Origin of the sequence: Vibrio hippocampi (genome assembly GCF_921292975.1) — a bacterium.
GTDB lineage: Bacteria > Pseudomonadota > Gammaproteobacteria > Enterobacterales > Vibrionaceae > Vibrio > Vibrio hippocampi.
In genome coordinates, this window is the sequence record NZ_CAKLCM010000002.1 from 607576 (window position 1) to 634445 (window position 26870).

23 protein-coding genes are annotated in these 26870 nt (G+C 46.3%); 19 read left to right on the forward strand and 4 right to left on the reverse strand.

What is annotated here, in order from left to right; translation table 11 throughout:
• The 4 genes from moaB to moaE are packed head-to-tail and all read left to right on the forward strand — an operon-like array spanning window position 1 to window position 1705.
• On the forward strand, window positions 1-513 hold the full coding sequence (gene moaB, locus L9Q39_RS05255; protein ID WP_237484059.1) for a molybdenum cofactor biosynthesis protein B: 513 nt from the start codon (window positions 1-3) through the stop codon (window positions 511-513).
• 9 nt (window positions 514-522) lie between these two features.
• Window positions 523-1002 carry a cyclic pyranopterin monophosphate synthase MoaC gene (gene moaC / locus L9Q39_RS05260; protein ID WP_237484060.1) on the forward strand — a complete coding sequence of 160 codons (480 nt, stop codon included), beginning with the start codon at window positions 523-525 and terminating at the stop codon, window positions 1000-1002.
• Window positions 999-1244, forward strand: coding sequence for a molybdopterin synthase sulfur carrier subunit (gene moaD / locus L9Q39_RS05265; protein WP_237484061.1), 246 nt, complete (start codon window positions 999-1001; stop codon window positions 1242-1244). Before moaC ends, moaD begins: the two co-directional genes overlap by 4 nt.
• Before the next feature lie 2 nt (window positions 1245-1246).
• Window positions 1247-1705: a molybdopterin synthase catalytic subunit MoaE gene (moaE, locus tag L9Q39_RS05270; protein ID WP_237484062.1), complete on the forward strand. Its 459-nt coding sequence runs from the start codon at window positions 1247-1249 to the stop codon at window positions 1703-1705.
• Between the two features lie 52 nt (window positions 1706-1757).
• Here the strand turns inward: moaE and L9Q39_RS05275 are convergent, their stop codons facing one another.
• Window positions 1758-2567, reverse strand: coding sequence for a Cof-type HAD-IIB family hydrolase (locus L9Q39_RS05275; protein ID WP_237484063.1), 810 nt, complete (start codon window positions 2565-2567; stop codon window positions 1758-1760).
• 411 nt (window positions 2568-2978) lie between these two features.
• On the opposite strand from L9Q39_RS05275, the gene L9Q39_RS05280 reads away from it, so the two are divergent.
• Window positions 2979-3977: a glycosyl transferase family protein gene (locus L9Q39_RS05280; RefSeq protein WP_237484064.1), complete on the forward strand. Its 999-nt coding sequence runs from the start codon at window positions 2979-2981 to the stop codon at window positions 3975-3977.
• A 113-nt stretch (window positions 3978-4090) separates the two neighbouring features.
• On the opposite strand, the gene L9Q39_RS05285 is transcribed toward L9Q39_RS05280, so the two are convergent.
• Window positions 4091-6571 carry a molybdopterin oxidoreductase family protein gene (locus tag L9Q39_RS05285; RefSeq protein ID WP_237484065.1) on the reverse strand — a complete coding sequence of 827 codons (2481 nt, stop codon included), beginning with the start codon at window positions 6569-6571 and terminating at the stop codon, window positions 4091-4093.
• Between the two features lie 409 nt (window positions 6572-6980).
• Between L9Q39_RS05285 and cobA the strand changes: the two genes are divergently transcribed.
• The 7 genes from cobA (at window position 6981) to udp (ending at window position 16595) form a co-directional block, all read left to right on the forward strand.
• Window positions 6981-7805 carry a uroporphyrinogen-III C-methyltransferase gene (gene cobA / locus L9Q39_RS05290; protein ID WP_237484066.1) on the forward strand — a complete coding sequence of 275 codons (825 nt, stop codon included), beginning with the start codon at window positions 6981-6983 and terminating at the stop codon, window positions 7803-7805.
• A gap of 18 nt (window positions 7806-7823) precedes the next feature.
• Window positions 7824-10382, forward strand: coding sequence for a nitrite reductase large subunit NirB (gene nirB / locus L9Q39_RS05295; protein WP_237484067.1), 2559 nt, complete (start codon window positions 7824-7826; stop codon window positions 10380-10382).
• A gap of 49 nt (window positions 10383-10431) precedes the next feature.
• Window positions 10432-10767, forward strand: coding sequence for a nitrite reductase small subunit NirD (nirD, locus tag L9Q39_RS05300; protein WP_237484068.1), 336 nt, complete (start codon window positions 10432-10434; stop codon window positions 10765-10767).
• Window positions 10768-11199: 432 nt separating this feature from the next.
• Entirely contained in the window at window positions 11200-11616 is a 417-nt protein-coding gene (locus L9Q39_RS05305; RefSeq protein ID WP_237484069.1) for a CBS domain-containing protein, read from the forward strand.
• Window positions 11617-11680: 64 nt separating this feature from the next.
• Window positions 11681-13144 carry an MATE family efflux transporter gene (locus L9Q39_RS05310; RefSeq protein WP_237484070.1) on the forward strand — a complete coding sequence of 488 codons (1464 nt, stop codon included), beginning with the start codon at window positions 11681-11683 and terminating at the stop codon, window positions 13142-13144.
• A gap of 64 nt (window positions 13145-13208) precedes the next feature.
• Window positions 13209-15560: a zinc/cadmium/mercury/lead-transporting ATPase gene (locus L9Q39_RS05315; RefSeq protein ID WP_435532807.1), complete on the forward strand. Its 2352-nt coding sequence runs from the start codon at window positions 13209-13211 to the stop codon at window positions 15558-15560.
• Window positions 15561-15836: 276 nt separating this feature from the next.
• On the forward strand, window positions 15837-16595 hold the full coding sequence (gene udp / locus L9Q39_RS05320; protein WP_237484072.1) for a uridine phosphorylase: 759 nt from the start codon (window positions 15837-15839) through the stop codon (window positions 16593-16595).
• 120 nt (window positions 16596-16715) lie between these two features.
• Here the strand turns inward: udp and L9Q39_RS05325 are convergent, their stop codons facing one another.
• Both L9Q39_RS05325 and L9Q39_RS05330 read right to left on the reverse strand, forming a co-directional pair.
• Window positions 16716-17888, reverse strand: coding sequence for a DUF1887 family protein (locus L9Q39_RS05325; protein ID WP_237484073.1), 1173 nt, complete (start codon window positions 17886-17888; stop codon window positions 16716-16718).
• A 214-nt stretch (window positions 17889-18102) separates the two neighbouring features.
• Window positions 18103-20094, reverse strand: coding sequence for a methyl-accepting chemotaxis protein (locus L9Q39_RS05330; protein ID WP_237484074.1), 1992 nt, complete (start codon window positions 20092-20094; stop codon window positions 18103-18105).
• 489 nt (window positions 20095-20583) lie between these two features.
• On the opposite strand from L9Q39_RS05330, the gene hinT reads away from it, so the two are divergent.
• From hinT to L9Q39_RS05365, 7 genes are all read left to right on the forward strand, one after another.
• Window positions 20584-20934: a purine nucleoside phosphoramidase gene (gene hinT, locus L9Q39_RS05335; RefSeq protein ID WP_237484075.1), complete on the forward strand. Its 351-nt coding sequence runs from the start codon at window positions 20584-20586 to the stop codon at window positions 20932-20934.
• Between the two features lie 4 nt (window positions 20935-20938).
• Window positions 20939-22354 carry a COG3014 family protein gene (locus tag L9Q39_RS05340; protein ID WP_237484076.1) on the forward strand — a complete coding sequence of 472 codons (1416 nt, stop codon included), beginning with the start codon at window positions 20939-20941 and terminating at the stop codon, window positions 22352-22354.
• Entirely contained in the window at window positions 22355-22750 is a 396-nt protein-coding gene (locus tag L9Q39_RS05345; RefSeq protein ID WP_237484077.1) for a YcfL family putative periplasmic lipoprotein, read from the forward strand.
• Between the two features lie 41 nt (window positions 22751-22791).
• Entirely contained in the window at window positions 22792-23382 is a 591-nt protein-coding gene (lpoB, locus tag L9Q39_RS05350; protein WP_237484078.1) for a penicillin-binding protein activator LpoB, read from the forward strand.
• Between the two features lie 6 nt (window positions 23383-23388).
• Entirely contained in the window at window positions 23389-24270 is an 882-nt protein-coding gene (locus tag L9Q39_RS05355) for a phosphotransferase (RefSeq protein WP_237484079.1), read from the forward strand.
• Between the two features lie 168 nt (window positions 24271-24438).
• On the forward strand, window positions 24439-24981 hold the full coding sequence (ycfP, locus tag L9Q39_RS05360) for an alpha/beta hydrolase YcfP (protein ID WP_237484080.1): 543 nt from the start codon (window positions 24439-24441) through the stop codon (window positions 24979-24981).
• Between the two features lie 525 nt (window positions 24982-25506).
• The gene (locus tag L9Q39_RS05365) at window positions 25507-26796 is read left to right on the forward strand and encodes an NAD(P)/FAD-dependent oxidoreductase (protein ID WP_237484081.1); all 1290 of its coding nucleotides are present in this window, start codon (window positions 25507-25509) and stop codon (window positions 26794-26796) included.
• Window positions 26797-26870 lie beyond the last annotated feature (74 nt).

Here is a 26870-nt window from a genome sequence, read left to right on the forward strand (position 1 = left end):
ATGGGTCACGCAGAGAGCAAATTTGTGCCTGCAAACATAGCGGTGTTAACTGTTTCTGATACCAGAACTGAAGAAAACGATACCTCTGGTCGTTACTTAGTCGAAAACCTTCAAGACGCTGGACATACCTTGGCAGATAAACAGATCGTGATTGATGATATCTATCAGATCCGTGCGATTGTGTCGAAGTGGATTGCGGATGAATCGGTACAAGCGGTGATGATTACTGGCGGTACCGGTTTTACTTCTCGTGATAGCACTCCAGAGGCTTTGGTTCCACTGTTTGATAAACAAGTTGAGGGTTTTGGCGAGTTGTTCCGTATGGTTTCTTATGAAGAAATTGGCACGTCGACTATCCAGTCGCGCGCGATTGCGGGTTTTGCTAATCACACGGTCATTTTTGCTATGCCGGGCTCAACTGGCGCATGTCGAACCGGTTGGACTAAAATCATCAAGCAGCAGCTAGATGCCAGCCATCGTCCGTGTAATTTTATGCCTCACCTCAGCCTATAAGGAAACCCCATGTCTGAATTTACCCATATTAATGCCTCGGGTGAAGCCAATATGGTGGATGTTTCCGCCAAAGCGGATACGGTTCGTGAAGCGAGAGCAGAGGCGTTTGTTCATATGGCACCAGAAACTCTGGCAATGATTGTCTCTGGTAATCACCATAAAGGCGACGTTTTTGCCACGGCTCGATTGGCGGGTATTCAAGCGGCGAAAAAGACTTGGGATTTGATCCCGCTTTGCCACCCGCTGTTGTTGTCTAAAGTCGAAGTCCAATTGCAAGCGATTGAGGCGGAGAATAAAGTCCGTATCGAGTCAGTATGCAAACTAGCAGGCAAGACGGGCGTCGAGATGGAGGCGTTGACCGCAGCTTCAGTCGCAGCGTTAACCATCTATGATATGTGCAAAGCAGTTCAAAAAGATATGGTGATTGAATCGGTAAGACTGCTAGAAAAAACTGGCGGGAAATCAGGACACTTTAAGGCGGGATCATGATTAAAGTTTTGTTTTTTGCCCAAACGCGCGAGTTAATCGGTCAAGATGCTTTGGAGCTCGAGCCAGCTTTTACCACCGCAGAAGAGATTCGCGTCCATCTGGCATCAAAGGGACGTCAATGGGAGTTAGCTCTTGATAGCGGCAAACTGTTGGTGGCGATCAATCAAAATATCTCTCCTTTGGATAGTCCGGTGACGGCGGGCGATGAGGTGGCGTTTTTCCCACCTGTTACGGGAGGCTGATCATGAGCATCTCTGTTTCGGTACAGCAGCAAGATTTCGATCTCGGTTTTGAATACCAACAACTCGCTCAAGATAATCAGGCTGGTGCGGTGGTGACGTTTGCCGGCAAGGTTCGAGATATGAACCTTGGGGACAACGTCACTGGTCTTACCCTAGAGCATTATCCAGGGATGACTGAAAAGTCGCTCAATGCTATTTGCCAACAAGCGACTGAGCGCTGGCCACTTAATGGCGTGCGTGTGATACATCGCGTTGGGGCATTGGATGTCGGTGATCAGATTGTGCTGGTTGCGGTGTCGAGCGCCCATCGCGGCGCAGCATTTGAGGCGTGTGAATACATTATGGATTACCTCAAGACCCAAGCGCCTTTCTGGAAGAAAGAACGTGTTGCGGATAGCGAACGCTGGATTGAAGCTCGAGAGAGTGATAATCAAGCGGCGGGTCGCTGGGAAAGTCATTAATGAATGGGCCTGTGGCGAACGGTTTTGCGACAGGCCATCATCAATCTCTGACTTATTGCTCTAAATCTTGCAAATAGTCACGAATAACCGTTAGTACCCCAGAGTCGCGGTTGCTTGGCGCGATATAGTTGGCGAGTGCTTTGATCTCTGGATGGGCGTTATCCATCGCATAAGAAAAATCACTCACTTTCAACATTTCAACATCATTGAAATAGTCACCAAAACTCATCGTCTGTTGCTGAGTAAAATCAAATCGTTGCTGTAAGAATTCAATCGCCGTGCCTTTTGAGGCACTCTTGTTCATCACGTCTAGCCAAATCTTGGCACTCACGACCACTTGCAACTCTTGCCCAAATGCCGTGTTTACCGTTGGGTAGACATTGTCTTGTGTGCCTGAAAAATGGCAGATAGCGACCTTGATAAACTCGTCGTTAACTTGGGTGAGATCGTCGACGTATTGGCAGCGGTGATAGTACTTTTTAATCTCTTCTACTGCCGTAGCATCTTGGGTTTCGATATAAGCGGATTTTTTGCCACACAGCACAACAAAAGCACCGTCCAGTTCTCTTGTCTGTTTGATCACCTTATCGGTGACGGATTTTTCGATCCCACAACTGTATAGGATTTCATCGTTTTGAATGACTAGCGTGCCATTCTCGGCAATAAACAACATACGATCTTTGATGGATGCAAAGGTCTCCGCCAGACTGTAATACTGGCGCCCAGAAGCAGCAGCAAAAAGGATATCGTGCTTGTCGATTTGTTCAAACAATGGAAAGAAACCGTCGGGTAATTGACCCTGTTCATTGAGCAGCGAACCGTCCATGTCGGTGGCGATAAAACGAATTTGGTGGCAAGGCATAGCGTCAACTGATTGTGATAAAGGGATGGGGAATTATAGCGATAATCGAACCAGAACACATCTCTGTTTCGCCGCTGGCTAGCGCAAGCGATGGTCTATAATTGAGCAATAAGTTAATAGCGCCGCACTGTCTTGGTGCGCCTACTATTGTTAGAGAGTGATATTTTGTTCAAATTGCCTTTAAGTGTATGAATAACGGTCATTGCCAATCTTGGTACTTTACTTGCTACGCGTTATATGAATAGCGGTTAACTTTGAAGAGTGTTATTCCCCTATATTGAGATTTGGTAGTTTCACACTACCGTTTAGCATGGTGCGAGCTTCCCGATAGGCTGGCACCTTTTTTTTGTCTTTCTTTTGTCAACATGGTAAAAGTGACACAAATGTTATAGTCGTTTTAAGGGAATAATTGTGTCTTTAATTAAAGAGTGCATTCGTACCGTGGGACGTGGTTCGCGCGGAAGAGGTCCGTTGACGCAAGAGCAAGCAAGACAAGTTATGGAGCAATTTGTCGCGGGTGAGTTTGACGATGACCAGATGGCGATGCTGTTAATGCTTATTCGTGTGCGTGATGAAACACCAGAAGAAATCGCCGGTTTTGTTGAAGGTCTGAAAGCGAGTCAACAACCCGTTCGAGCTGATTTCGATTGGCCGCTGTACGCGGGTAAACGCGTCGGGGCGACATCAGGAAAACCGTGGCATCTGCTGGCAGCGCTGCTTTTGGCACAACAGGGTGTGAAAGTCTTTTTACATGGCGATTTGGATAAAGAGAGTGATCGCATCCATGCCCGCGATTACCTTCAAAACCTCAATATCTCTCAAGCGGATAGCTTAGAACAAGCGCAACAAATCATTGGCAGAGATAATATCGTTTACCTCTCCTTAGAAAGTTTCAGTCCACTTGCTAAGCGTATGCTGGATTGGAAACACCGATATGGATTAAGAACGCCAATAAATACGGTCATTCGGGCGATGAACCCATCCGATGCGCCCTACGGAATGCGCGGCAGTTTTCACCCCGGCTTTCAAGAGCTGCATGCTCAGGTAGAGCATCTTTTGGCACGCCAAAGTAGTGGCGTGCGTGAGTATCAGCGTATGCTCTCATTTAAGGGGCAAGGTGGTGAGGCCGAATATAATCCTAAAGTGAGCCAAACGGTGTGGTGGGTAGAAGCTGACCAAGTTCACTCGTGTTACTTGCCGGAATTTATGGACAAAGAAATTCCTTTGCCAACCAGCTGCCCACTTGAGACACCGCAAGAAGAGTGGTCGTTGATGGCACATACTGTGGTTGATACCTTAACCGCGGCACTGTTTGCCATTGGAGGTGATTGGCAGCAGGCGCGTGACAAAGCCATGGAATGCTGGGCATTCTATTGCCAATCAGGTGGCACTGGGGAAGTGGTCAGCTAAAACGCAATCTCTATGTTAATAGAAAGTGTTAATAAAAAGTGTTAATAAAAAGCACCTTGCTCACATTGAACAAGGTGCTTTTTTGCTTCTTGAATTGGTAAATGTAAAAAGCCCTAAATCGCGAGGAACTGTTGTTCGATGCTGTCGGCTTCGGTTTCGTCAAATAACGCCTTTAACCATTCTAAATCGTCGTCGGATAACTGTTGCTTCACAACAAAGGCGCGTTGCATTCGGTCTGCGCGTACGATGGCTTGGCGATATTCACTCTCTTGTCCATCATAAGCGAGCGTTTTTCCTGTTTCCGACTGCATCAGTTGGGATAGTTGCAGCACTAAATCCGTGGAAGCGGTTTGACTCGCGACACGATAGAGATAACCCTGCGGCAACTTTTGTTTCACCCAATAATCCATGCTGCCCAAATCAAGGGGTGAGCGGGTTAGCACTAAGGCTTCACAGCGATATGCCCATGATTCCACCTTGACTGGGGTATGCTTAAATTCTGGTTGACCTGAAATGGGATCAGCGTATGGCGCAATTAATGCGCAAGGTTTGCCATTGCTCGCGGTCGCTTCATTCCAATGGATAGGCATAAAGATCTGGTTGCGTGCCATTCCTGAGTCAAGGTCGACTCGAGCTTGAATATCGATGTCGCCGTTACTGATGTTGGCGATGCCACCCTCGGTCAGTTTGAATTGCTTGGCGGTATCAGGGTGGACGCTGACATAAGGCTCAGGCGTGTGCATTGCCAAGCTCGGTGCGAGCCCTGTTCTCGACATCGTGTGCCAGTGATCTCTTGCGCGTCCACTATTTAATAACAGCGGGTAGCGCTGATCAGTGGTCGATTTAGGTTTGCTGTATTGGACGGTAACAAAATTGGCTCTGCCTGATGCGGTGTAAAACTGACCATTGCTAAACATGCGCTGGTGCTGTAGTTCGGTCTGATATTCTAAAACCGGCCACTGTTGCGGAGTCAACTTGCTGTAGCCGCTATCATCAAGCTGAGTTAAACCAATCAAATTGAGATCTCGGTTCTCCCCACGGGTATTGTTAATTGTGGTCATTTTGGCGTATTCGTTAAAAATCTGCCCTTCGTGAAGATAGTTAAAGGCGCGGCTATAGCCCATTTTTTTCGCGACTTGAGTCAGTATCCACCAATCAGGCTTTGCCATACCGGGACTGGCGAGGATACGTCTTTGGCGCGAAATACGACGCTCAGAGTTGGTGACCGTCCCCGACTTTTCACTCCATCCTTGAGAAGGCAGCAGTAGGTCAGCCAGTGCGGTGGTTTCCGTTTCCTTGATGCAATCCGAGACGACAACAAAAGGGCAATTAGCGAGGGCGCGTTTTACTTTTTCTGTGTCGGGTAGGCTAACGACGGGATTTGTCGCCATTATCCATACCGCTTTCACCTTACCGGCATCGATAGCGTCAAACAGATCTATCGCCTTGAGTCCGGGCTTGGTCGTGACATTGTCACTTTCCCAATAGGCTTTGACCAGTTCAACATCTTCGGGTTTATCAAACTCGAGATGAGACGCTAGGGTATTTGCCAATCCTCCCACCTCGCGTCCCCCCATTGCGTTGGGTTGTCCTGTGACCGAAAACGGTCCTGAACCTTGTTGACCGATACGCCCCGTCGCCAGATGACAGTTGAGAATGCTGTTCACCTTGTCTGCCCCTTGGCTCGATTGATTGACGCCTTGCGAGTAGACGGTGATGGTTTTGTCGGTATCGGCAAACAGTTGATAGAACTGTGTTAGAAGCTCGCTATCAATACCGGTTATCTCAGCGGCTTGCACAACGTTAAGGCAGCCTTGCAATGCCGATTCGAAGCCTTGGGTATGCTGGCTGATATAGGCTTGATTGAGTTGGTCGTGATCGGCGAGATAGCGGAGTAAACCATTAAATAACGCCACATCGGAGCCTGATTCGATTGCCAGGTGTAAATCTGCAATTTCACAGGTCGCGGTTTGTCGGGGATCGATAACGACGACTTTCATTTCTGGGCGAGTTTGTTTGGCGATCTTGAGGCGTTGAAACAGCACAGGGTGACACCAAGCGAGGTTTGAGCCAGTTAAAACAACCAAGTCGGCATGCTCTAAATCTTGATAGACCACCGGCACCGTATCGGTACCAAATGCGCGTTTGTGACCCACCACACTGGACGCCATACAAAGACGAGAGTTGCTGTCAATGTTCGCAGTGCCAATAAAACCCTTAATGAGTTTATTGGCGACATAGTAATCTTCAGTAAGCAGCTGACCAGAAACATAAAATGCCACTGAATCTGGACCGTGTTCTTGTATGGTTTGTTTGAATTTTTCGGCAACAAGCTGAGTGGCGTCGTCCCAACTTAGAGTTTGCTCTTGCCGTGATTGGGTTTTATCGGTCACCAATGTTGGAGCCAACAGTCGACCATCGGTGATAACCGTCTCACCGAGCGCAATCCCCTTAGTGCAGAGCTTACCGAAATTGGCGGGGTGTTGTTTGTCACCCCTGATCTCTAATAATCCATTGCTCATGGGTCTGGCTTCTACTCCACAGCCAACACCACAGTATGCGCACGTTGTCTTTATCCAGCCTTCCTTGCTCATATCGACCGCCTTTTATATTTTGTAATGTTAATATTTAAGCAAGATGTGCGCCATTGTGCATTAGATGCTTAAAAGTGGCTATTTATTATAAAAAGAATTAAATAACAACAACTTAACCTATCTACCACTAAAGTGGTAGATAGGTAATTTGCTCCTAAACTGTTGTGTTTGATGTGATTTGTGCACCGTTTTGGTTTTGTGTGCACTGTAGTGGCTCAAAAAGTGTACTTTTATGATTTCAATTAGACTTGTTAACAAGTCGGTTTTATCTGGTTTCTTTGTTGTAAATGGTTGTTTTTATGACTGTTAATCTTGACTGGTGAGTGCGATCTTAATATTGGCATTCATATTGCTTGTACAAATTCGTAACAAATTAGCCCCCAAGGAAGAGTGGGTAATGGAGAGAAAGATGAAAGGAAGCAAGCCGCAACAAACTCAAGTGACATTAGTCGGCGCCGGTCCGGGTGATCCTGACTTACTGACACTCCGAGCCGTTAGAGCCATCGAGAATGCCGATGTCATCATATACGACAACTTGGTCAGTGAAGGGATCCGTGAATTATTCCCCAGCGACGTTACCCAACTCTATGTTGGCAAAGCGAAAAACTGCCATAGCTACACTCAAAAAGAGATCAACCAAACACTGCTTGATCAAGCATTGGCAGGCAAAACGGTGTGTCGAGTAAAAGGGGGCGATGCCTTTGTATTTGGGCGTGGCGGTGAAGAGATGTTGTGGTTAGCACAGCATGGTATTGAAGTATCCGTTGTTCCGGGCATTACCGCGGCTTCCGGCTGTACTACCTATGCTGATATCCCACTGACTCATCGTGGCTTAGCGCAAAGCTGTACGTTTATTACTGCCCACGCAGAGAAAAGTTTAGAGGTGAAATGGCGCGCGCTGGCTGAGTTGAACCAAACCATTGTGATTTATATGGGGTTAAGTAAAGCGCAGTGGATCTCTGACAACCTAATCGAATCCGGAATGGCAGCAACCACACCGGTTGCCATTATCGAAAAAGGTTGCTGCCCAGAGCAAAGAACCTATATCGGGCAGTTGTCAGATCTTGAACAGATAAAACAGCAGCATCGCATCCAGTCACCTGCGCTTATTGTTATCGGTAAGGTCGTCACGGTTGCTGAACAGATGCAGTGGCTATCTCAGCTCAATACCCGCGCTGCAATCGAGTCGGGTACGGCTCAAAATAAACAACAAAAACTTAAGTTGTCAGCTTAAACATTGGAAGGAAGTGATATGAGTAAACAAAGGATTGTTGTCGTCGGCAATGGTATGGTCGGTCACAAGTTTATCGACAGCATAATTGCCGCCAAGACGGAAGAATATCAGGTGATAACCTTTTCTGATGAGCCTAGGTTGGCCTATGACCGAGTTCAGCTGACAAGCTACTTCGATGAAGATAAAGATGCCAGTCACTTAGCCCTGACCGATGAAGCCTATTATGAGAGCAATGGAATTTCGTATGTGGTGTCGGACAAGGTCGTCTCGATTGATAAACAGAATGGGCAAGTGGTTACCGAAAGTGGACGCACCGAAGCCTACGACAAGCTAATTTTGGCAACCGGCTCTTTCCCATTTGTGCCACCGATTCCCGGTAAAGATCAGGAGCATTGTCATGTCTATCGTACTATTGAAGATCTTGATGCGATCGAGGCTTCAAGCCAAGTCAGTAAAAGCGGTGTCGTCATCGGTGGGGGTCTGTTAGGTCTTGAAGCGGCAAACGCCATCAAGAACTTAGGACTAGAAACTCACGTGGTTGAGTTTGCCCCTCGACTGATGGCGGTGCAACTTGACGAAGGCGGCGGCGCGCTGCTGCGTCGTAAAATAGAAAATTTGGGCGTTAGTGTTCATACAGACAAAGCGACCACGGAAATCGTTGCTGGTGAAGAGTCGCGTTATCGACTCAATTTTGCTGATGGCACCTACTTGGAAACGGATGTCGTGGTATTTTCTGCGGGTATCCGTCCACAAGATGAACTGGCTCGACAAGCGGATATTCAAATTGGTGAGCGCGGCGGCATAGTGATTGATAACTTCTGTCAAACCAGCGAGTTAGATATCTACGCCATCGGTGAGTGCGCGCTTTGGGACAACAAGATTTTTGGCTTGGTTGCGCCGGGTTATCAAATGGCGAAAGTCGCTGCGGCTCATATTCTAAATCCGAGTGACCCACAAGCGTTTACTGGCTCTGACATGAGCACCAAACTCAAATTGTTAGGAGTGGATGTTGCCAGTATCGGCGAAGTTCATGGTCGCACACCGGGCGCGCAATCCTATACCTATAACGACGAGATTGAACAGGTTTATAAACGACTGATTGTGTCTGAGGATGGTAGCAAGATCGTCGGCGCTGTTCTGGTTGGTGATGCGGAAGCATACGGCACTTTATTGCAATTAAAGCAAAACGATATGCCACTGCCTGAGAATCCGTCCGTGCTGATCTTACCGAATGTCGCGGATGACAGTTCTTCAGCGATGGGGGTCGAAGCATTGCCGGATACCGCCGTGATCTGTTCGTGTTTCGACGTCACTAAAGGTGATATCAAGCAAGCGGTCGCGGATGGTTGCACCACCATGGGCGCGCTTAAAGAGACCACTAACGCCTCGACAGGTTGTGGTGGGTGTGCCGCACTTGCCAAACAAGTATTAGATTCTGAACTGCTTAACCTTGGCGTAGAAGTGAACAACGATCTGTGCGAACACTTTGCTTATTCTCGTCAAGAATTGAGTGACATTATTCGCGTCAATAAGATTGCCACTTTTGATGAGTTATTGGAGAAGCATGGTAAAGGTCTAGGCTGTGAAATCTGTAAGCCGACCGCAGGTTCGATTCTCGCCTCTTATTGGAATGATTATATCCTTGAAGATCAACATATGGAGTTGCAAGACACCAATGATATCTACTTGGGTAACATGCAAAAAGACGGTACTTACTCGGTTGTTCCACGTATCCCTGGCGGTGAAATCACACCAGAAAAGTTGATTGTGTTGGGTGAAGTGGCGAAAGAGTACGATCTCTATACCAAGATCACGGGTGGACAGCGTGTTGACCTGTTCGGAGCGCAATTAAATGAGCTGCCAGACATTTGGAAGAAATTGGTGGATGCTGGTTTTGAAACAGGGCATGCCTACGGCAAGTCAGTACGAACGGTGAAATCTTGTGTGGGTAGCACTTGGTGCCGTTATGGGGTCGCGGACAGCGTTGGCTTGGCGATTGATATTGAAAACCGCTACAAAGGCTTGCGAGCGCCTCACAAGCTGAAGTTTGCGGTGTCGGGCTGTACCCGCGAATGTGCGGAAGCGCAGTCTAAAGATATCGGTGTGATTGCATCGGATAAAGGCTGGAACCTGTATGTCTGCGGTAACGGTGGTATGCGTCCACGTCATGCGGATCTGTTTGCAACCGACCTTGATGAACAGACGCTGCTTAACTATATCGACCGTATTTTGATGTTCTATATTCGTACCGCTGACCGTCTACAACGAACGTCAGTCTGGTTGGAGAACCTAGAGGGCGGTATTGATTACCTTAAACAAGTCATTATTGATGACAAATTAGGTCTGGCTCAAGAGCTGGAAAACGACATGAATACCAATGTGGGCAAATATCAGTGTGAGTGGAAAACCACCTTGGAAAGCCCAGAAAAACTTAAGCGTTTCCGTCATTACATCAACAGTGACGAAATGGATGGCAACCTGCAGTTTGTGACCGTGCGTGATCAACGCTTGCCAACAGAGAATAAGAAAGAGTCTCTGATATTAGAACAACGCATTGATGTGGTTGAAGTTGAGTAAACCGGCTTGTTAAAAGAGATGAATCTAAACTGTTTTTGGAGGAAAAATCATGAGTGATTGGATAACTGTTTGTGCAAAAACTGATCTTGTGCCGCAAACGGGTGTGTGCGCCAAGTTTGACGAGCAACAAGTGGCGATATTTTATTGCCAGCGCAGTGAGTCACTGTACGCGCTGTGTAATTACGACCCGTTTGGCAAGGCGTATGTCATGTCTCGTGGAATCATGGGCTCAATAGAGGGTGAACCGTGTGTAGCTTCGCCACTTTATAAGCAGCACTTCAATCTTAAAACTGGCGAGTGTTTTGAAGATCCGACGCTTTCACTGAAGTGTTTTGATGTCCGTGTGGTCGATGATCAAGTGCAGTTAAGTCAGAAAGCGGCTTAAGCATGAGCGACTTGTTATTAGCTGTTTATCATGAGCAATTTATCATGAGCTATTTATATCGTTAAGTTAACTTGCCTATTAGTTGTTGTGTGCAAAGGCATTGCCAGTCCGAAAGGGCTGGCTTTTTTGTTGCGACCTTTTGACGTGTCAGCGAAAGCAATTGTTAAATAATTTAACAATTTAATAGGCAAATTATTAACTTTGGTCTTAATCTTAGAGGAATACGGGATGAACATTGCACAAAATGCGATCGACCTAACAGTAATCGACCTAGTAGTAATGTGCCTAACAGCAATATGTCGAACAGCAAATATGCCGAACAGCGATGATAGTCATCAACGATTGCAGGTATTGTTATATCCCATTTCGTAAAGTCAGCCAATAGTAGGAAAATGCTTCAGTGTTTACTGATTGGGTTGCAAGGAGATAGCTATGGAATCGTTGAAAGTTAGAGACTATATGACACAAAGAACGGTCACCTTTACCAAGGATATGCCACTGAGTGCGGCATTGGATAAAGTGATGCAGTCGACCCATCTCGGTGGTCCGGTGATTGACGACCAAGAGCGTGTGATTGGTTTTATTTCTGAACAGGACTTACTGGATAAATTGGTTAAGGTCAGCTATCACTGCCAAGACACTCATATCGTGGGTGATTGCATGTACCAAGAAGTGCTTTCTGTCTCTCCAGAAATGTCCATTATCGAACTGGCGGATATGATGAAAGTCGGCAAACCCAAGGTTTATCCGGTGATTGATAATGGGCGTCTTGTCGGCACCATTACCCGTAGAGATGTATTGCGAGCGATTGGTAAAAATCTAGAGGCATGTTTTAAACATCCGGTCTAACCTTATGAAAGGGAAACAATAAAGAGCGCCTCGGCGCTCTTTTTAGTCTATATGAAGGAAAACCATGGCTGATTCATCCGCAAAGTTCGTTGAAGGCTCAACGATGCGTCATATTCTTGTGATGTCAGGCACTGGCTCTATTGGCTTGATGTCGCTGTTTGTTGTTGACCTACTTGATATGCTGTTTATCAGTATGCTTGGGCAAACTGAGTTAGCCGCCGCGGTTGGGTTTGCAGGTACGCTCACTTTTTTTGCGACTTCGGTATCCATTGGCACCTCCATCGCGATGGGTGCCTTGATGTCAAAAGCGATTGGTGCAAAACATAGACGTTATGCCAAGCAACTAGGCTCCAGTGTTTTGGTGATCGCTTTTGCCATTAGCGCCGTGATTACCGCGGTGATGTGTTTTTACATTCCTGAATTGTTAACCGCAATTGGCGCAAGCGGTGAGGCTCTGGAGCGTGCCGAAGCTTATTTGTGGATTTTGCTACCCACGAGTCCAATCATCGCATTGGGTATGGCTTGTGGTGCCGGATTAAGAGCTGCCGGGGATGCAAAGCGATCCATGTGGGCGACGCTCTGGGGCGGGATTGTTAACGCCATCTTAGATCCGTTGTTTATTTTTGGCTTTGGTTGGAATATTGAAGGGGCAGCCATTGCGTCAGTGATTGCGCGATTTACCGTGTTTTATTTCTCTTTTATGCCGTTAGTCCGTGTGCATCAGTTATTGAGTTTGCCATCGGTTAAGGCGTTAAAGAATGATGTTCATGCTATTTTGGCCATTGCGATCCCCGCGATTGTCACCAATACCGCAACGCCGATTGCCAACGCGATAGTGACCACGGCACTCGCCAAGTTTGGCGAAGATTTTGTTGCAGGATACGCGGTCATTGGCCGACTGACTCCGGTCTGCTTTGCTGTGATTTTTGCTTTATCTGGCGCAGTAGGTCCCATTATTGGTCAAAACTATGGGGCTAAACGTATTGATAGGGTGTCAGAAACGTTACGCAATTCATTGATTGTTACTACTGTATATACCTTGCTGGTCTGCGCAATACTCTATTTGCTTCGCGAGCAAGTCGTTCAACTGTTTTCATTAACCGGTGATGCCGCTCTGATTTTGGTTGCCTTTGCCACTTATGTCGCAGTGACGTTTATATTCAATGGGGCCTTATTTGTTGCTAACACCAGTTTTAATAATCTCGGCAAGCCTCTGTATTCGACCGCATTGAATTTAGGTAAAGCCACCTTAGGCACCTTGCCATTTGTTTATCTTGGCGCACAACACCTTGGCGCACTGGGCGTCATTTACGGTCAAGCGCTGGGCAATATTGTGTTTGGGATCTTAGGATTGATCGTGCTGCGTTTTCATCTTAAAGAGTTAAGACAAACCAATGAATGCATCGCCAAACATGACCCGAGTCTGCTTGCGGTCAACTCACAGCCATTCTGTACTCATGATGCGGTATTACTCGAAGATGTGGCTAAAAATGAAGAAGGCTTAGAGCAACCCTTCTTATCTGGCTAATTTTTTCTTGACCTTGGAGTCCACTCCAAGGTTTACAATTGCCATTATCAACCGCTTTATCAGGATGACCGTTATGAGCGATGGCAGCAAAAAGCCTATTTTTCACTCTTTATCCGCAGTGAAACCTTTATCTTCGAATTCGCCGAATCTAAGACCTCAGCAGTCTGACGCCGTTTTATCACCGAGCCAAGATTGCAGTGGCCAAGCTTGCTGCTCTTCGAGTCAAGCGTCACAGCAACCGCCGCTCTCCGAGGCAACTTCCAGCACGAGGCAATCGCACAGCCAACACGCTTGGTTTATTCGCGGAATGGATTGCCCTTCTTGCGCCCGTAAGGTTGAGACCGCAGCCACCAATGTGGTGGGCGAGGGTCAGGCAAAAGTTCTGTTTGCCACTGAGAAATTGCTGGTGAATGTGACGGATGCTGGGCAAATTGCTCAAATAGAAGCCGCAATTAAAAGTGCGGGCTTCACACTCTCTCCAGTGAATAACAGCGGCGCGACCAAGAAAAATGCCGACACTGATCGCTTTGCGTTTCTCAAATCTAATGGGCATATCCTTGCCATTGTGTTCGGCATGCTTGCGGCTAGTTTAGCCTCAGCGTATTACCCAGATTACAGCCAAGGAATGTACGCGCTAGTCTGCCTACTCGGTTTGGCGCCTATTGCTTCTAAAGCGATCAAACTTGCCAAATCAGGCACCCCATTTGCGATTGAAACCTTGATGAGTGTTGCCGCGGTTGGCGCTCTTTATTTAGGGGAAACCGTCGAAGCTGCGATGGTGCTGTTGCTGTTTTTAATTGGTGAGCGATTAGAAGCGTTTGCTGCCTCTCAAGCAAGAAGTGGCGTGAAAGCCTTAATGTCTTTGGTGCCTGAAGACGCGACGGTATTGGTCGATGGAAAACCAATACAAAAAGCGGCGAGTGAGTTGCAAGTTGGCGATACTCTACAACTGGGTCCCGGAGACCGAATGTGTGCCGACGCAGAATTGCTGGTGACCAGTGCCAGTTTTGATGAAAGCGCACTGACAGGAGAGTCGCTACCGGTAGAGCGTCAGTTTGGTGACACGATCATGGCGGGTTCGGTGTTGGTCGATAAAGTGGTGACACTGCGAGTGACGTCAAAACAGGGTGAAAACGCCATCGACAGAATTTTGCATCTGATTGAACAAGCCGAGTCTCATAAAGCGCCAATCGAACGATTTTTGGATAAGTTCAGTCGTTGGTACACGCCATTAATGATGCTGGTGTCTCTGCTGGTCATCATTACGCCGCCTTTACTGTTTAGCCAAGATTGGCATACCTGGATCTATCGAGGACTCGCGCTACTGTTAATCGCTTGTCCATGTGCGTTGGTGATCTCAACGCCAGCTGCAATCACCTCAGGGTTAGCGGCAGCTACGCGCCGAGGCGCTCTGATTAAAGGGGGAGCCGCTTTAGAGCGACTGGGTGCAGTTGAGTCGATCGCTTTCGATAAGACCGGAACCTTGACCTTGGGTAAGCCGCAAGTGACGGATGTGGTGGTGATTGACCCGCATTCTAGCCGTGAACAGCTATTATCGTGTGCAGCCGCCATCGAAACGGGCTCTAATCACCCGTTAGCCGTTTCGTTGCTGCAATATGTTAAACAGCAAAATATCGAGCTACCAATGGCAAACGAGATCAGCGCCAATGCGGGAGTGGGCGTTCAAGGGCATATTGAGGGCATTTTGTGGCAACTTTCTGCTCCGTCTAAGCTGCCCTTCGATATTGAACAACCAGTGCGTGACCAGATAGAACATATTGAACAGCAGGGCAAAACCGTGGTGCTGGTGTTGCAACAGCAGCGTGTCGTCGGTCTGATTGCTTGGCAAGATACCGTGAGACAAGAAGCCAAGTTAGCCATGAGCGCACTGACTTCTCTTGGTATCAAAGCCACAATGCTCACAGGCGATAATCCTCGTAGTGCGTATGCTATCGCTCATCCTCTTGGCATTGATTACCAAGCGAGCCTAATGCCTCAAGATAAGGTGACGTTTGTTAACGATATCAACGACACGCATAAAGTCGCCATGGTGGGTGACGGTATCAATGATGCGCCCGCAATGAAAGCGGCACACATTGGTGTTGCAATGGGGGGAGGAACGGATGTGGCGCTGGAAGTCGCCGATGCCGCTTTGACGCACAATCGACTGACTGAACTGCCGGTTATGATTGAACTCTCACGAGCCACTTTACGCAATATCAAGCAAAATATTGCGCTAGCCCTTGGGTTGAAAGGTGTGTTCTTGGTGACTAGTTTGCTAGGTATCACCGGACTTTGGGTAGCGGTGCTTGCAGATAGTGGGGCAACGGCGATTGTCACGATCAACGCGCTGCGGTTGCTAAGGTTTCGCTCTAAAGTGATGCCGATTGAAGAATCGAAAATCTCGGCTAATTGATCACGAGTAGGGTGATTTAATGTGATTGATGTCGAATATTTTATGAAATATAAATGCTACGTTACACCAATAAAGTGACGAAAAGCTTATTTGATTGCTGGGGTTGGTTGGTGGTTTCTCAGACTAATGTGATGAGATTCCGCTACGCTTATCTTACTCTTAGCGGAGAGCGTAACCGATGTTCACTGAGAGCGATGTTCACTAAGAGCAATGTTCACTAAGTAAGACCATAGCAGATAGAGTCACCGCCTAAATTCGATTTAATAGGAGAGTATAATGGGTGCATTTCATATTGGTGTGACAAAAGAAGATCTTCAGGGTGCCACTCTGGCCATTATTCCTGGCGACCCTGCACGGGTAGAGAAAATTGCCCGCCTGATGGAGCAGCCCGAGTTTCTTGCTAGTCATCGAGAATTTACGCTTTATCGCGCCCGTATCGACGGACAAGCGGTGATTGTTTGTTCAACCGGTATTGGCGGGCCTTCTACCTCCATTGCCGTGGAAGAACTGGCACAACTGGGTATTGATACTTTCTTGAGAGTTGGCACTACGGGTGCGATTCAGTCTGATATTAATATCGGAGATATGATCGTAACCACCGGCTCTGTGCGTTTAGATGGTGCGAGTCTGCACTTTGCACCGATGGAGTTTCCTGCGGTCGCTGACTTTGATGTCACGCTCGCGCTTCGAGAGGCAGCCATCGCCTCAGGTGCACAAGTTCATACTGGTATTACTGCATCGAGTGACACCTTTTATCCGGGGCAAGAGCGTTATGACACGCATACTGGACGTGTAGTAAGACGTTTTCAGGGCTCGGTAGAAGAGTGGCAACAAATGGGGGTGTTAAACCTTGAGATGGAATCAGCAACGCTGTTGACCATGTGTGCGAGTTCAGGGTTAAGAGCTGGCTGTGTCGCGGGCGTGATAGTGAATCGTACCCAAACAGAAACCCCAGACCATGAAACCCTTCGTTTGGCAGAAACTCGCTCTATCAGTGTGGTGGTCGATGCCGCAGCGCGTCTATTAAAACAGTGAAAAAGTTAAACGAGTAAAGCTGAAATAAAAAAGATCGCTTCATCATCGAAGCGATCTTTTTTATTTGTTCAAGGCGACTATCTAAGCAACGTGACTATCTAGTCAAGGCGACTATCGCAGTTATGCCAGTGACAACTGTTCGTCGATACCACCTGCACCGTGGAACCACATTGACAAGTGATGACGCAGATCGGTCAACTCATCGGGACCAATAAGGGCTAAACCGAGATCTTCTGCGCGGGTGATATCTTGATGTCGAAGAGGGCGGAAGCTCACCAGCATCGCTCTTGCTTGCAGACCACCGAGTAAGTCACGTAATGATTCTAGCTTGTAGAGTGTATCATCACCGTCATCGCGCATGCCTTTGGTCTTACATTCAATAATATGCAGCTTATTATTCACCACAGAAGCCACATCAAGTTCATTTCGAACCTCTTGCTCTCCTCGTTTACGATAGACTTGAACGTTAAGAGAGTGGTCTTGAATAGTCGGTATCTGATCTTGGATTTGCTTAACGGTACTGTGTACCAAGTTTTCTAACCACTCACCATTGGAGAAACGGCGCGCATCTTCGTTAACAAAGGTCAGCACTCCAGATTGGTAATGGGCAATTTCAGAGTCAACAAGATCGCTGATCAACATATTTAGCTCTTTGTAGCCCTGTTGTTTCTCTGAAAGTTCAACGTCGAGTTTTTGTTCTTTACGGCAGGTCGTCGCAAGATAGTTCAGCGTCGCCAGTCCCGGACCGAGTTCAAACGCATTACTGGCCCATTTTTCGCCAAGTCGATAAAGCTTTTCATCAAGGGTCGGTGGCAGTTGATAGTCACTGAATTCCCCCCGAGCCCCAAAAACAGTGAGGTATTCCGAAATAGTAATATGGTCTTGCACTTGGGCGTCTTTTTGACCTTCTGGGTAAAGCCAGCACATTTTATCGCTGTTTGGTTCTACCACAAAAATTGGCCAGTGGAATGTCCGAAATACTTCGTAAACAGACAGTAGCCGATGTCTTAAGCCACAACTGGCGTTGAGTTTCACTTCTTCGTTTTGCTGCTTCAGTCGGTTGGCGAGTTGTTGAATGGCGTGCTTTATTTCTGCGATATTCACGACATCGGGAATTTCAAAAAACTCACAGCTAATCCCGCGAGCCGAGAGAACGGTATTGAGTCTCTCGTACATACTGAATTGAGTGTCGACACCAATAAAGATGATGTGCTGACTGACCGTTCTCTCGTCGAGTAATGGAGTGACTAAGCGAATGGGATCGCGATCAATAATGCCTACGTGAACGGCCATAAAGTATCCTTCAACAATCGGCTTACTGAAAATGGGTGTGACGTTATGTCATAAGATATGATGTAAGCCTTATCAATACATATTGTGGCATATAGTGAAAAAACAAGAGCAGGTTTTACAAAACCTGCTCTTTATCAAGTAATTAAATGGCGCTGGTTAACGATTTATCAAAAGCAGCGCTAAATACCTCATAACTCTCACTGACGATAAGGTGTTATAACTTAAAGCGATGTACTAACTCGCTCTGTTGGTTTGCTAACAGCGACAAGTTGTCACTGGTCTCAGCTATGGTTGACATTGCATGGTAACTCTTATCTGCGATATAAGTAATTTCTTCGATATTTTTAGCGATATCGGAAGTGGTTTCACTTTGTTCTGCCGCCGCTTGTGAAATATGAGTACTCATTTGACTGATCTCGATGATCAGAGCCTGAATTTCCTCCATCGCACTATTGGCATTAGACGCTTGGTCTACCGACTGCTCCATATCCTTCATGCAGCTTTCAATCACGTGCCCAGCACTCTTAGAGCTGGTTTGTAAGTTGCCAATCATGTTTTCAATTTCGGTGGTCGATTGCGTTGTCTTCTGTGCAAGTACTCGAACTTCATCGGCAACGACCGCAAAGCCACGACCTTGATCACCGGCGCGCGCCGCTTCGATTGCTGCATTAAGTGCCAGCAGGTTAGTCTGTTCAGCAATATTGCGGATAACATCTAAGATGCCACCGATTTGACTGCTCATGCGTTGTAATTCACCTACGGCATCAACAGACTCAGTCAAACGTGATTCAAGCTGGTTAATGGTGCTGATATTGGTATTCATGATCTGACGACCTGATTCAGACGCCGATTCAACCTGATGGACTTTCTCTAGCGAGTTTTGCGCGCTATGCGCGACTTCTTGAACAGAATGTGCCATTTCGGTCATAGCGGTGGCGACGTTTGCTGTCTGTTCTCTTTGCGCATCAAGTTGAGTTTGCGCACTGGCAGAAGTGGTTTGGTTGTCGCTGGCGGTAGTTGTAAGGTCATTAGATGCGTCGTTAAGCTTGACTAAGACATCATGCAAACTATCTGCAAGGGTATTGATATGGTCGCCAAGACGGCGGAATTCATTGTTATATTTGACTTCAATGCGCTTGGTCATATCACCATCAGTAAGATCTTCCAGCGTCAACAGCATGCTATTGAGTGGTTGACGTACACTACGGGCAATATGATAACCAATACCGGCGGCGATCAACGTGACAATCAGACCAATGCCGATGGCTTTGATAATCCCTTGGTCATAAATTTCGCCGGCTTCAGCAAAAGAGAGGTTCAGGTTTTGCGTGGCAACATCATTGAAACTCTTAAGAGTGACCATAGTTTGATCAACTTGGTTGGCTAGGTTTTCGATGTTTTCATACAGTGCGGCACGAGAAATAAGGTAGTCATTGTGTTGATCTAATACGCCCCCTTTCTCACCAAGGTCTTTGATAAACAGGCTCATGGACTCGCCATAGAGTTCACCAATCTCAGGCATTTTATCAACGATACCTTGGAAAGATGTTTGCAGTAGGCTGACCGGCTTTTGGTTACGAATCACCGCTTCTTGTACCAATTGGGTATGATTGCTCGCCAGTGCATCTGAAGTGATCAGCTCGGCATCTTTCATGCGAATAAAGAAACTTTTTGCCATCATTCTGACCGCAATGTTGCGAGAATCATTGACGGACTCTTTCATGTTAACGGAAAGCTCGGTATTCAAAATTTGGAAGCGGCGCGTTGATTTTTGCACTTGTTCTTGAGAAACAAACATAGATTGGTAGTTGTTCATCGCCGTTTGTGCTTCGAGTGAGTAGCGATCGCGCGCTTCACGTAATTCACGGATTCTAGTTTCAAGTTCGGGATTACCCGTACTCACCGCGGCAAGTTGATCCAAAACGGTGCCAAACGCATCCATTGACTCGGTGAAGTCCTTTCTCCGCGCTTCCATGCGCTCGCTATTTTGCGTTGTTAAAAAGTCCTTAAAAGATTTGTCCGCAGACAACAATTGGACACTGGTTTGATTGGAGAGAGAGACCAAAGGTAATGATGACGTCGATACCGAACCAAAATAGTTATGTATCTTACTCATGCCATCTAACATGATCATGATGGTGACAACAAAAAGAATGACGATCAGCGTAAAGCCTGCGTACATTCGTCTGATTACAGAACCCTGCATAGATTTACTTCCTTAACCCTAAACTACCCACTATATAAAAATTACAAATTCGCCTTGGACCTTAGTTTGCTCAATTCAATCACAGTCAATTATTGTCAGTATATGATGAACTTTGTCAGATTGAGCTTGTCTCTTTTATCGACAAATCTGTCATGCTCTAGAATATATATGACATCTAATGGATGGTTTTATGACCAATGCGGCAAAAACGTAAGAAAAAAGAGTGTTTTGTACAAAAGTGTTAACTAACAACGATGTCGTATATTGGTTCTGTATGATTACTAGTCGATGGACGTTTCTCTATATTCATCGTTTCTTAAATTGTGCTTATCTTTCGCATCGTGCATACTTTGCTGTATCAAATCAGAGAGCAAGAATTTGCTTAAATAGCAGTGTCTTAAAAGCAGTATCTCAAATAAAAGTATCTTGGTGGATCTGCATACTGTTTTAGAGATTATCAACAATACTCACCTTTTCATGGAGTCACTCATGGCTGAAGAAACCATTTTTAGCAAAATCATACGCAAAGAAATTCCTACTGAGCTGTTGTACCAAGATGACTTGGTCACGGCTTTTCGTGATATCAGCCCGCGAGCGCCAAGCCATATATTGATTGTTCCAAACAAGTTGATTCCGACGGTAAACGATATTGAAACGGAAGATGAGCTGGCGATGGGGCGTCTATTTACAGTGGCGAAAAAATTGGCTCAGCAGGAAGGTATTGCGGACGATGGTTATCGTCTGATTGTGAACTGCAATTCTCACGGTGGACAGGAAGTTTACCATATCCATATGCATCTATTGGGTGGACGCCCTCTAGGTACTTTGGTTACAGGTTAATGATTTGAGTGTTTCAGTGTTAGGTCGTCGTAGGGTTCGAAGTGCCTTTGTCGTTTTCACTTCAGCTTTGCTGACGGCTTGTGCGTCGATAACCGCGGGAAACCTGTTTAGCCATTACAGCCAACAAAACGCCGCCCTTTATCAAGCAACTAAGAATGGCCAATATCAACAGGCGCAAGCTCTGTTACCGCAAGAGAGTGGAGCAGGGGAGATCCTTGATAACTTCGAGCGTGGGCGAGTCGAGTTTTTAGCTGCGTCTTATCCTCAGAGTAAAGCTGCATTAGAAATCAGTGATAATGCGATTCGTGTCCAGCAGGATAAAGCTCTGGTTTCAATATCAGATACGGTGACTAACGTCGGCGCGATTGCAGTCAATGATAATATTACTGAATACGTTCCCGCAGACTATGAACTTGGGTTTTTGCATCTCTATTTGGCACTCAACTATATCCAGCGTAATGATTTAGAAGGGGCTTTGGTTGAGGTTCGAAGAGCCAACCAAGTTCAAGAAAGAGCCAAACAGGTAAGAGAAAAAGAACTTAATTCAGCCCAGTCGCAAATGAAACAGCAAGGGTTGTCGCCGAATTTGGGTTCGATTTTATCTCGATATCCTGACGCTGGTGACACATTGAAAGCGGTGCAAAATGGCTATTTGCTGTTTTTATCGGGTCTACTCTATGAAGCAGAAGGCGACTTAAACAACGCCTATATTGATTACACCAGAGCGTTAACCGTCGCGCCCAACAACCAAGCCATCATTGATGCAACGATTCGCGTGGCAACTCGCTCAAGTCGCCGTTCTGATCTCGCTAAGCTCACCAAGCAATATGGTCAGCAACCAGCAATGCAAAAAGGTCAGGGCAGAGTGATTGTGATTGAAGAGCAAAGTGCAGTTTCGGCGATGCAAGCTTGGAAGTTAACTTTACCCATTTATGACAGTCGAGGTAATGGGGCGCTGTATAGTTTAGCGTTACCTTACTATCCAAAATCGGCAGTGCGTTCCACTTCTTCTATTGCTATCGACGGAAAGTTAGTCAAAGGCGATATGCTTGTTGATGTTAATCTTATGGCACAGCAACAGCTAACAGAGAACATGCCGTCGATTATCCTGCGTCAGGCGCTACGAGTTTACGCGAAAGACCAACTGCGTAAGGGGGCGACCAATGGTAAAGATGATGTTGGCAACCTATTGTTCAATGTTTGGAATACTTTGACCGAACAGCCGGATACTCGCAGTTGGCAAACCTTGCCACAAGCCGCTTATGGTTCGTCGAGCTTGGTAAAGGCGGGCACTCATACGGCGGCGGTTGCGGGTAAAAGCTATACTTTTGAAGTGAGAGAGGGGCAAACAACCTTAGTTTGGGTCTCTTCTCAAGGTAACAACGCCACGATTTGGCATAAGCAACTAGGTAGGATGTAGATGAATAAATCCATGATTTTTATGTTAGCTCTGGTTTTGGGGTTGGCAGGATGCACCAACAACTATTCTGCTGGCGTGAGTGTTGAGGGACAGACTCAGAGCGTCTTTTATGGCGATGAATATTTGGGTGCCCAGTTTGATGTTAAGAATATACGCACCCTTGATCGACATGGTCATGCACGTGGCGTGGTCGAATTGACCAATACCTCGGATTTTAACCAGTCGATTCAATACCGCTTTTATTGGTATGACCAACAAGGGTTAGAAGTGAATACGAAACAAGCCCCTTGGAAGCGACAGATCTTTCGAGGCGGGGAAACCTTAACGCTTTCCGAAGTCTCAATTAGCCCTGAGGGTAAAGAGTTTCGTATGCAGTTAAGAGAAGCCAAAGATTAAGCCTCATCGGCTGTAGTAGATGAGAAAACAAAGGAAATAGAATGAAAAAGACAATGATTGCTTTACTGGGTCTGGCTGTGATCCTTGGTGGCTGTTCCAACAAAGTCAGCTATGGTGACGCTCAAGCAGAAGAAACCACAACGATTGATTTTGGGTCGACTGATTTGCAAAAAATCGCCAGTGAGATGATTGATAGCATGCTAATGTCTGGGTCAGTGGCGGCAATCACTCGTGATAACCGTCCAATCGTATTTGTGGAAAGCATCAAAAACAAAACCACAGAGCATATTGATACCGAATCAATTACCGATACGATTAGTACTAAGATGCTGAATTCCGGTAAATTCCGTTTTGTTGATATGGATCGAGTGGAGTCTGTGCGCGATCAACTTAACTTCCAAAACAATGATGAGTTAGTGAATCAAAGCACGGCAATCCAGTTTGGCAAAATGGTTGGTGCGCAATATATGCTTTACGGCAACCTAAGCAGCATCGTTAAGACCGCTGGCAAAGACAAAGACGTTTATTACAAGATGACTATGCGCCTTATGGATCTGGAAACAGGTTTAGTTGAATGGGCTGACGAGACAGAGATTCGTAAGCAGCAGTCGCGCACTCTACTTGGTTTGTAAAAAGACGTGTTGTCTTGGCAGCAAGCCCTGCAACAAGCGCCAGAATTGGCTTGTGTATCGGAAATGCTGAATGAAGTGCCCCTCGGGGCACTTCCTGTTTCTGGTGGACTCAGTAACCGAGGATGGCGCATCGCAAGCAAAACTCATGGTTGGGTGGTTTATCGTGGCGTCGGTCATCATTGCCAAGCTTTCGATATTGATCGCCAGAATGAGCGGAACGTACTCCAGGTTCTTGAGCAAAAAGTGCCTTGCAGCACCGTCATTGCCAGTGGTGATTCAGGGTTATTAGTCCGTTGGATTGATGGGCAATGCTTGGCGAATAAAAATGCCTTGGATGAAAGCGATGTTTTTGCACTCGCTGTACTCATGGCGAAGACGCATCGGGTTGAAATTGATCGACCCATTAGAGCGTTTAACTTTACCGAAAAAATGGATTATTACTGGTCACAAATATCCAGCCAAGAGGTCAAACGACGTTTTCGCGAAGTCTATCAAAGCTATAGAGCGACGCCGAATTTGTTGATTCAAGAACATACACTGTGCCACTTTGACTTCGGTGCTCACAATATCATTGTTGGTGAGCAAGCGATGTCGGTCATCGACTGGGAGTATGCGGCGTTAGCGCCTGCCAGTCTTGATCTTGCTCTCACCTTATCCATGCTTCCCGAACGGCAAGCGTTGTTTTTCCAACACTACTGCCGTCATCAACCGCAATTCAGTCATTCTCGGCTCACTCAACAACAGCTCGAACAAGATATTATCACTTGGCGACCTTATGCGGATGCGATGGCGATGCTTTGGTATTTAGTTGCTGCTGAGGTTTGGGATAATCCATCGTTTGTTGCTGATGCCGATGAGGCACGTATTAGGCTGGAAGCCAATCATTAAGTCCCTGCTGGCTTACTTGAAATAACCCGCTAATATCAAATTTGTTGAGATGATCACTGTTTGCAAGTTATGTAGTGAGAATTGTTGCAACGGTAGTATAAATGTAGTGGTTTCGTGTTAGATTTAACGTTAAAAGCGTACCAATAAAGGATGAATTAGAGAGGTACTATGATTATCTATCTTCATGGCTATGACTCAACAAGCCCGGGCAATCACGAGAAAGTGCTGCAATTGCAATTTATTGACGAAGACGTCCGTTTCGTAAACTACAGCACTTTACACCCGAAACATGATATGCAGCATTTGCTGAAAGAAGTGCATAAATTGGTGCAAGAGTCTAATGACTCAGAGCCACTTATCTGTGGCGTGGGACTGGGTGGCTTCTGGTCCGAGCGTATCGGATTTTTATGCGGTATAAAGCAGGTTGTTTTTAACCCTAACCTCAATCCAGAGCACAATATGCAAGGGCGTATCGATCGCCCAGAAGAGTATGAAGACATTGCGACAAAGTGTGTTGAGCAGTTCCGAACCAAGAACAAAGGTCAGTGTTTAGTGATTTTATCGAGAGAAGATGAAATTCGTGATAACCAAGCGACGGCCGATGAACTAGCCCCTTTCTATGAGGTCGTGTGGGATGAAACACAAACACATAAGTTCAAGAAGATCTCTCATCACTTACAAGCGATGAAAGCATTTAAACAGCAAGCTTAAGCGGACAATCGTATAAGTGACCAATAAAAAAGCTTCCAGTGGAAGCTTTTTTTGTGCTTCAAAGCTTTTGTATCTCAAAGCTTTTTGTTTTTTAAAGCTATTTATACCGCGAAGCTTTTTATGCTTCAAAACCAACTCAACTCAAAGCGAACTCGCTTGCCTATCTATCTATCGCAAGATCTTAAATTATGGCGCAAGACCTAAAGTTGTTAACGTGTCGATTAACAAATGTCATTGACGCGTTACAACTGTGACAGGATAATCACAAGGGGTTATTTTTACGGATCGAAAAAAATAATTCCACAGAATGGTTGCGGTCATAAAATTGGGCTATATAATAAAACCATTCCATTTTTTTTGATAGAAATCAAAAAAAGTTTAATGAGCGCTTTGGGATTGCATCAAGATTTCTAGGTTTGATAACCAAATGTTGCTTCTCAGTGACGAAAGTTTGCTCAATAGAAAGAATTTGTGACTAGATTTGATTTAGTCAAACCCGTTTTCATAATGTAGAGGATAGCCATTGTGACTAATATTGTCGTTGTAGGTGGTGGTGCAGGTGGTTTAGAGCTTGCGACTAAGTTGGGACGTACCTTGGGTCGTAAACAGCGTGCCAACATCACGTTAGTAGATAGAAAAGCCAGCCATTTGTGGAAACCTTTGTTGCATGAAGTCGCAACAGGCTCGCTGGATGAAGGTGTTGATGCGCTGAGTTACCGCGCCCACGCCAAAAACCATCATTTTGATTTCCAGATGGGTAGTCTTGAAGATATCGATCGTGACAACAAGCGTATCGTATTGAGTGAGCTAAAAGATGAGCATGGCGAACTGTTAATGCCGTCGCGTGAGCTTGACTATGACGTTTTGGTATTGGCGATTGGCTCTACTTCCAACGACTTTAACACTCCGGGTGTTCGTGAAAACTGTATCTTCCTTGATAGTCCAGAGCAGGCTCACCGTTTTCGCACCGAGATGAATAATCAATTCCTAAAACTGCACGCGAAAAACGGTCAAGGCACTGTTGATATCGCCATTGTGGGTGCGGGTGCGACGGGTGTTGAGCTGTCTGCTGAATTACATAACGCGATCAAAGAGCTGCGCACCTATGGTTTCGGTGACCTAGATTCAAGCAAGCTCAATGTGAACTTGGTCGAGGCCGGTGAACGTATTCTTCCAGCATTGCCACCGCGTATCTCGTCAGCGGCACACTCAGAGCTGACTAAGCTTGGCGTGACGGTTCGCACCACGACGATGGTCACCAAAGCGGACAAAGAGGGTCTGACGACCAAAGACGGTGAGCATATTCCAGCACAGATCATGGTTTGGGCTGCGGGTATTAAAGCCCCAGACTTTATCAAAGATATCGCAGGTCTTGAGACAAACCGCATTAACCAACTGGTGGTGAAAGAGACGCTGCAAACCACTCGTGATGATGACATCTTCGTGATTGGTGATCTTGCCCAGTGCACTCAGGCTGATGGCTCTTTTGTACCGCCACGCGCACAAGCAGCACACCAAATGGCGAGTCGCGCATACAGCAATATCATTGCTAAGCTCAATAACCGTGACCTTAAGCCATACGAGTATAGCGACCATGGTTCACTGGTTTCACTCAGCCGCTTTTCGACGGTGGGTAGCTTGATGGGCAACCTGACGAAAGGTTCAATGATGGTTGAGGGTCGTATTGCTCGTGCAGTGTACATCTCACTGTATCGTATGCACCAAGTGGCACTTCATGGCGTGCTTAAAACCAGCCTGATGATGCTGGTGGGGCGAATCAACCGTGTGTTGCGTCCGAATCTAAAGCTGCACTAATTTAGAAATAGTAAACTGAACAGCAGTCAAAAGCAGTAAGGCAGGTGTTATCACCTGCCTTTTTTATATAACAA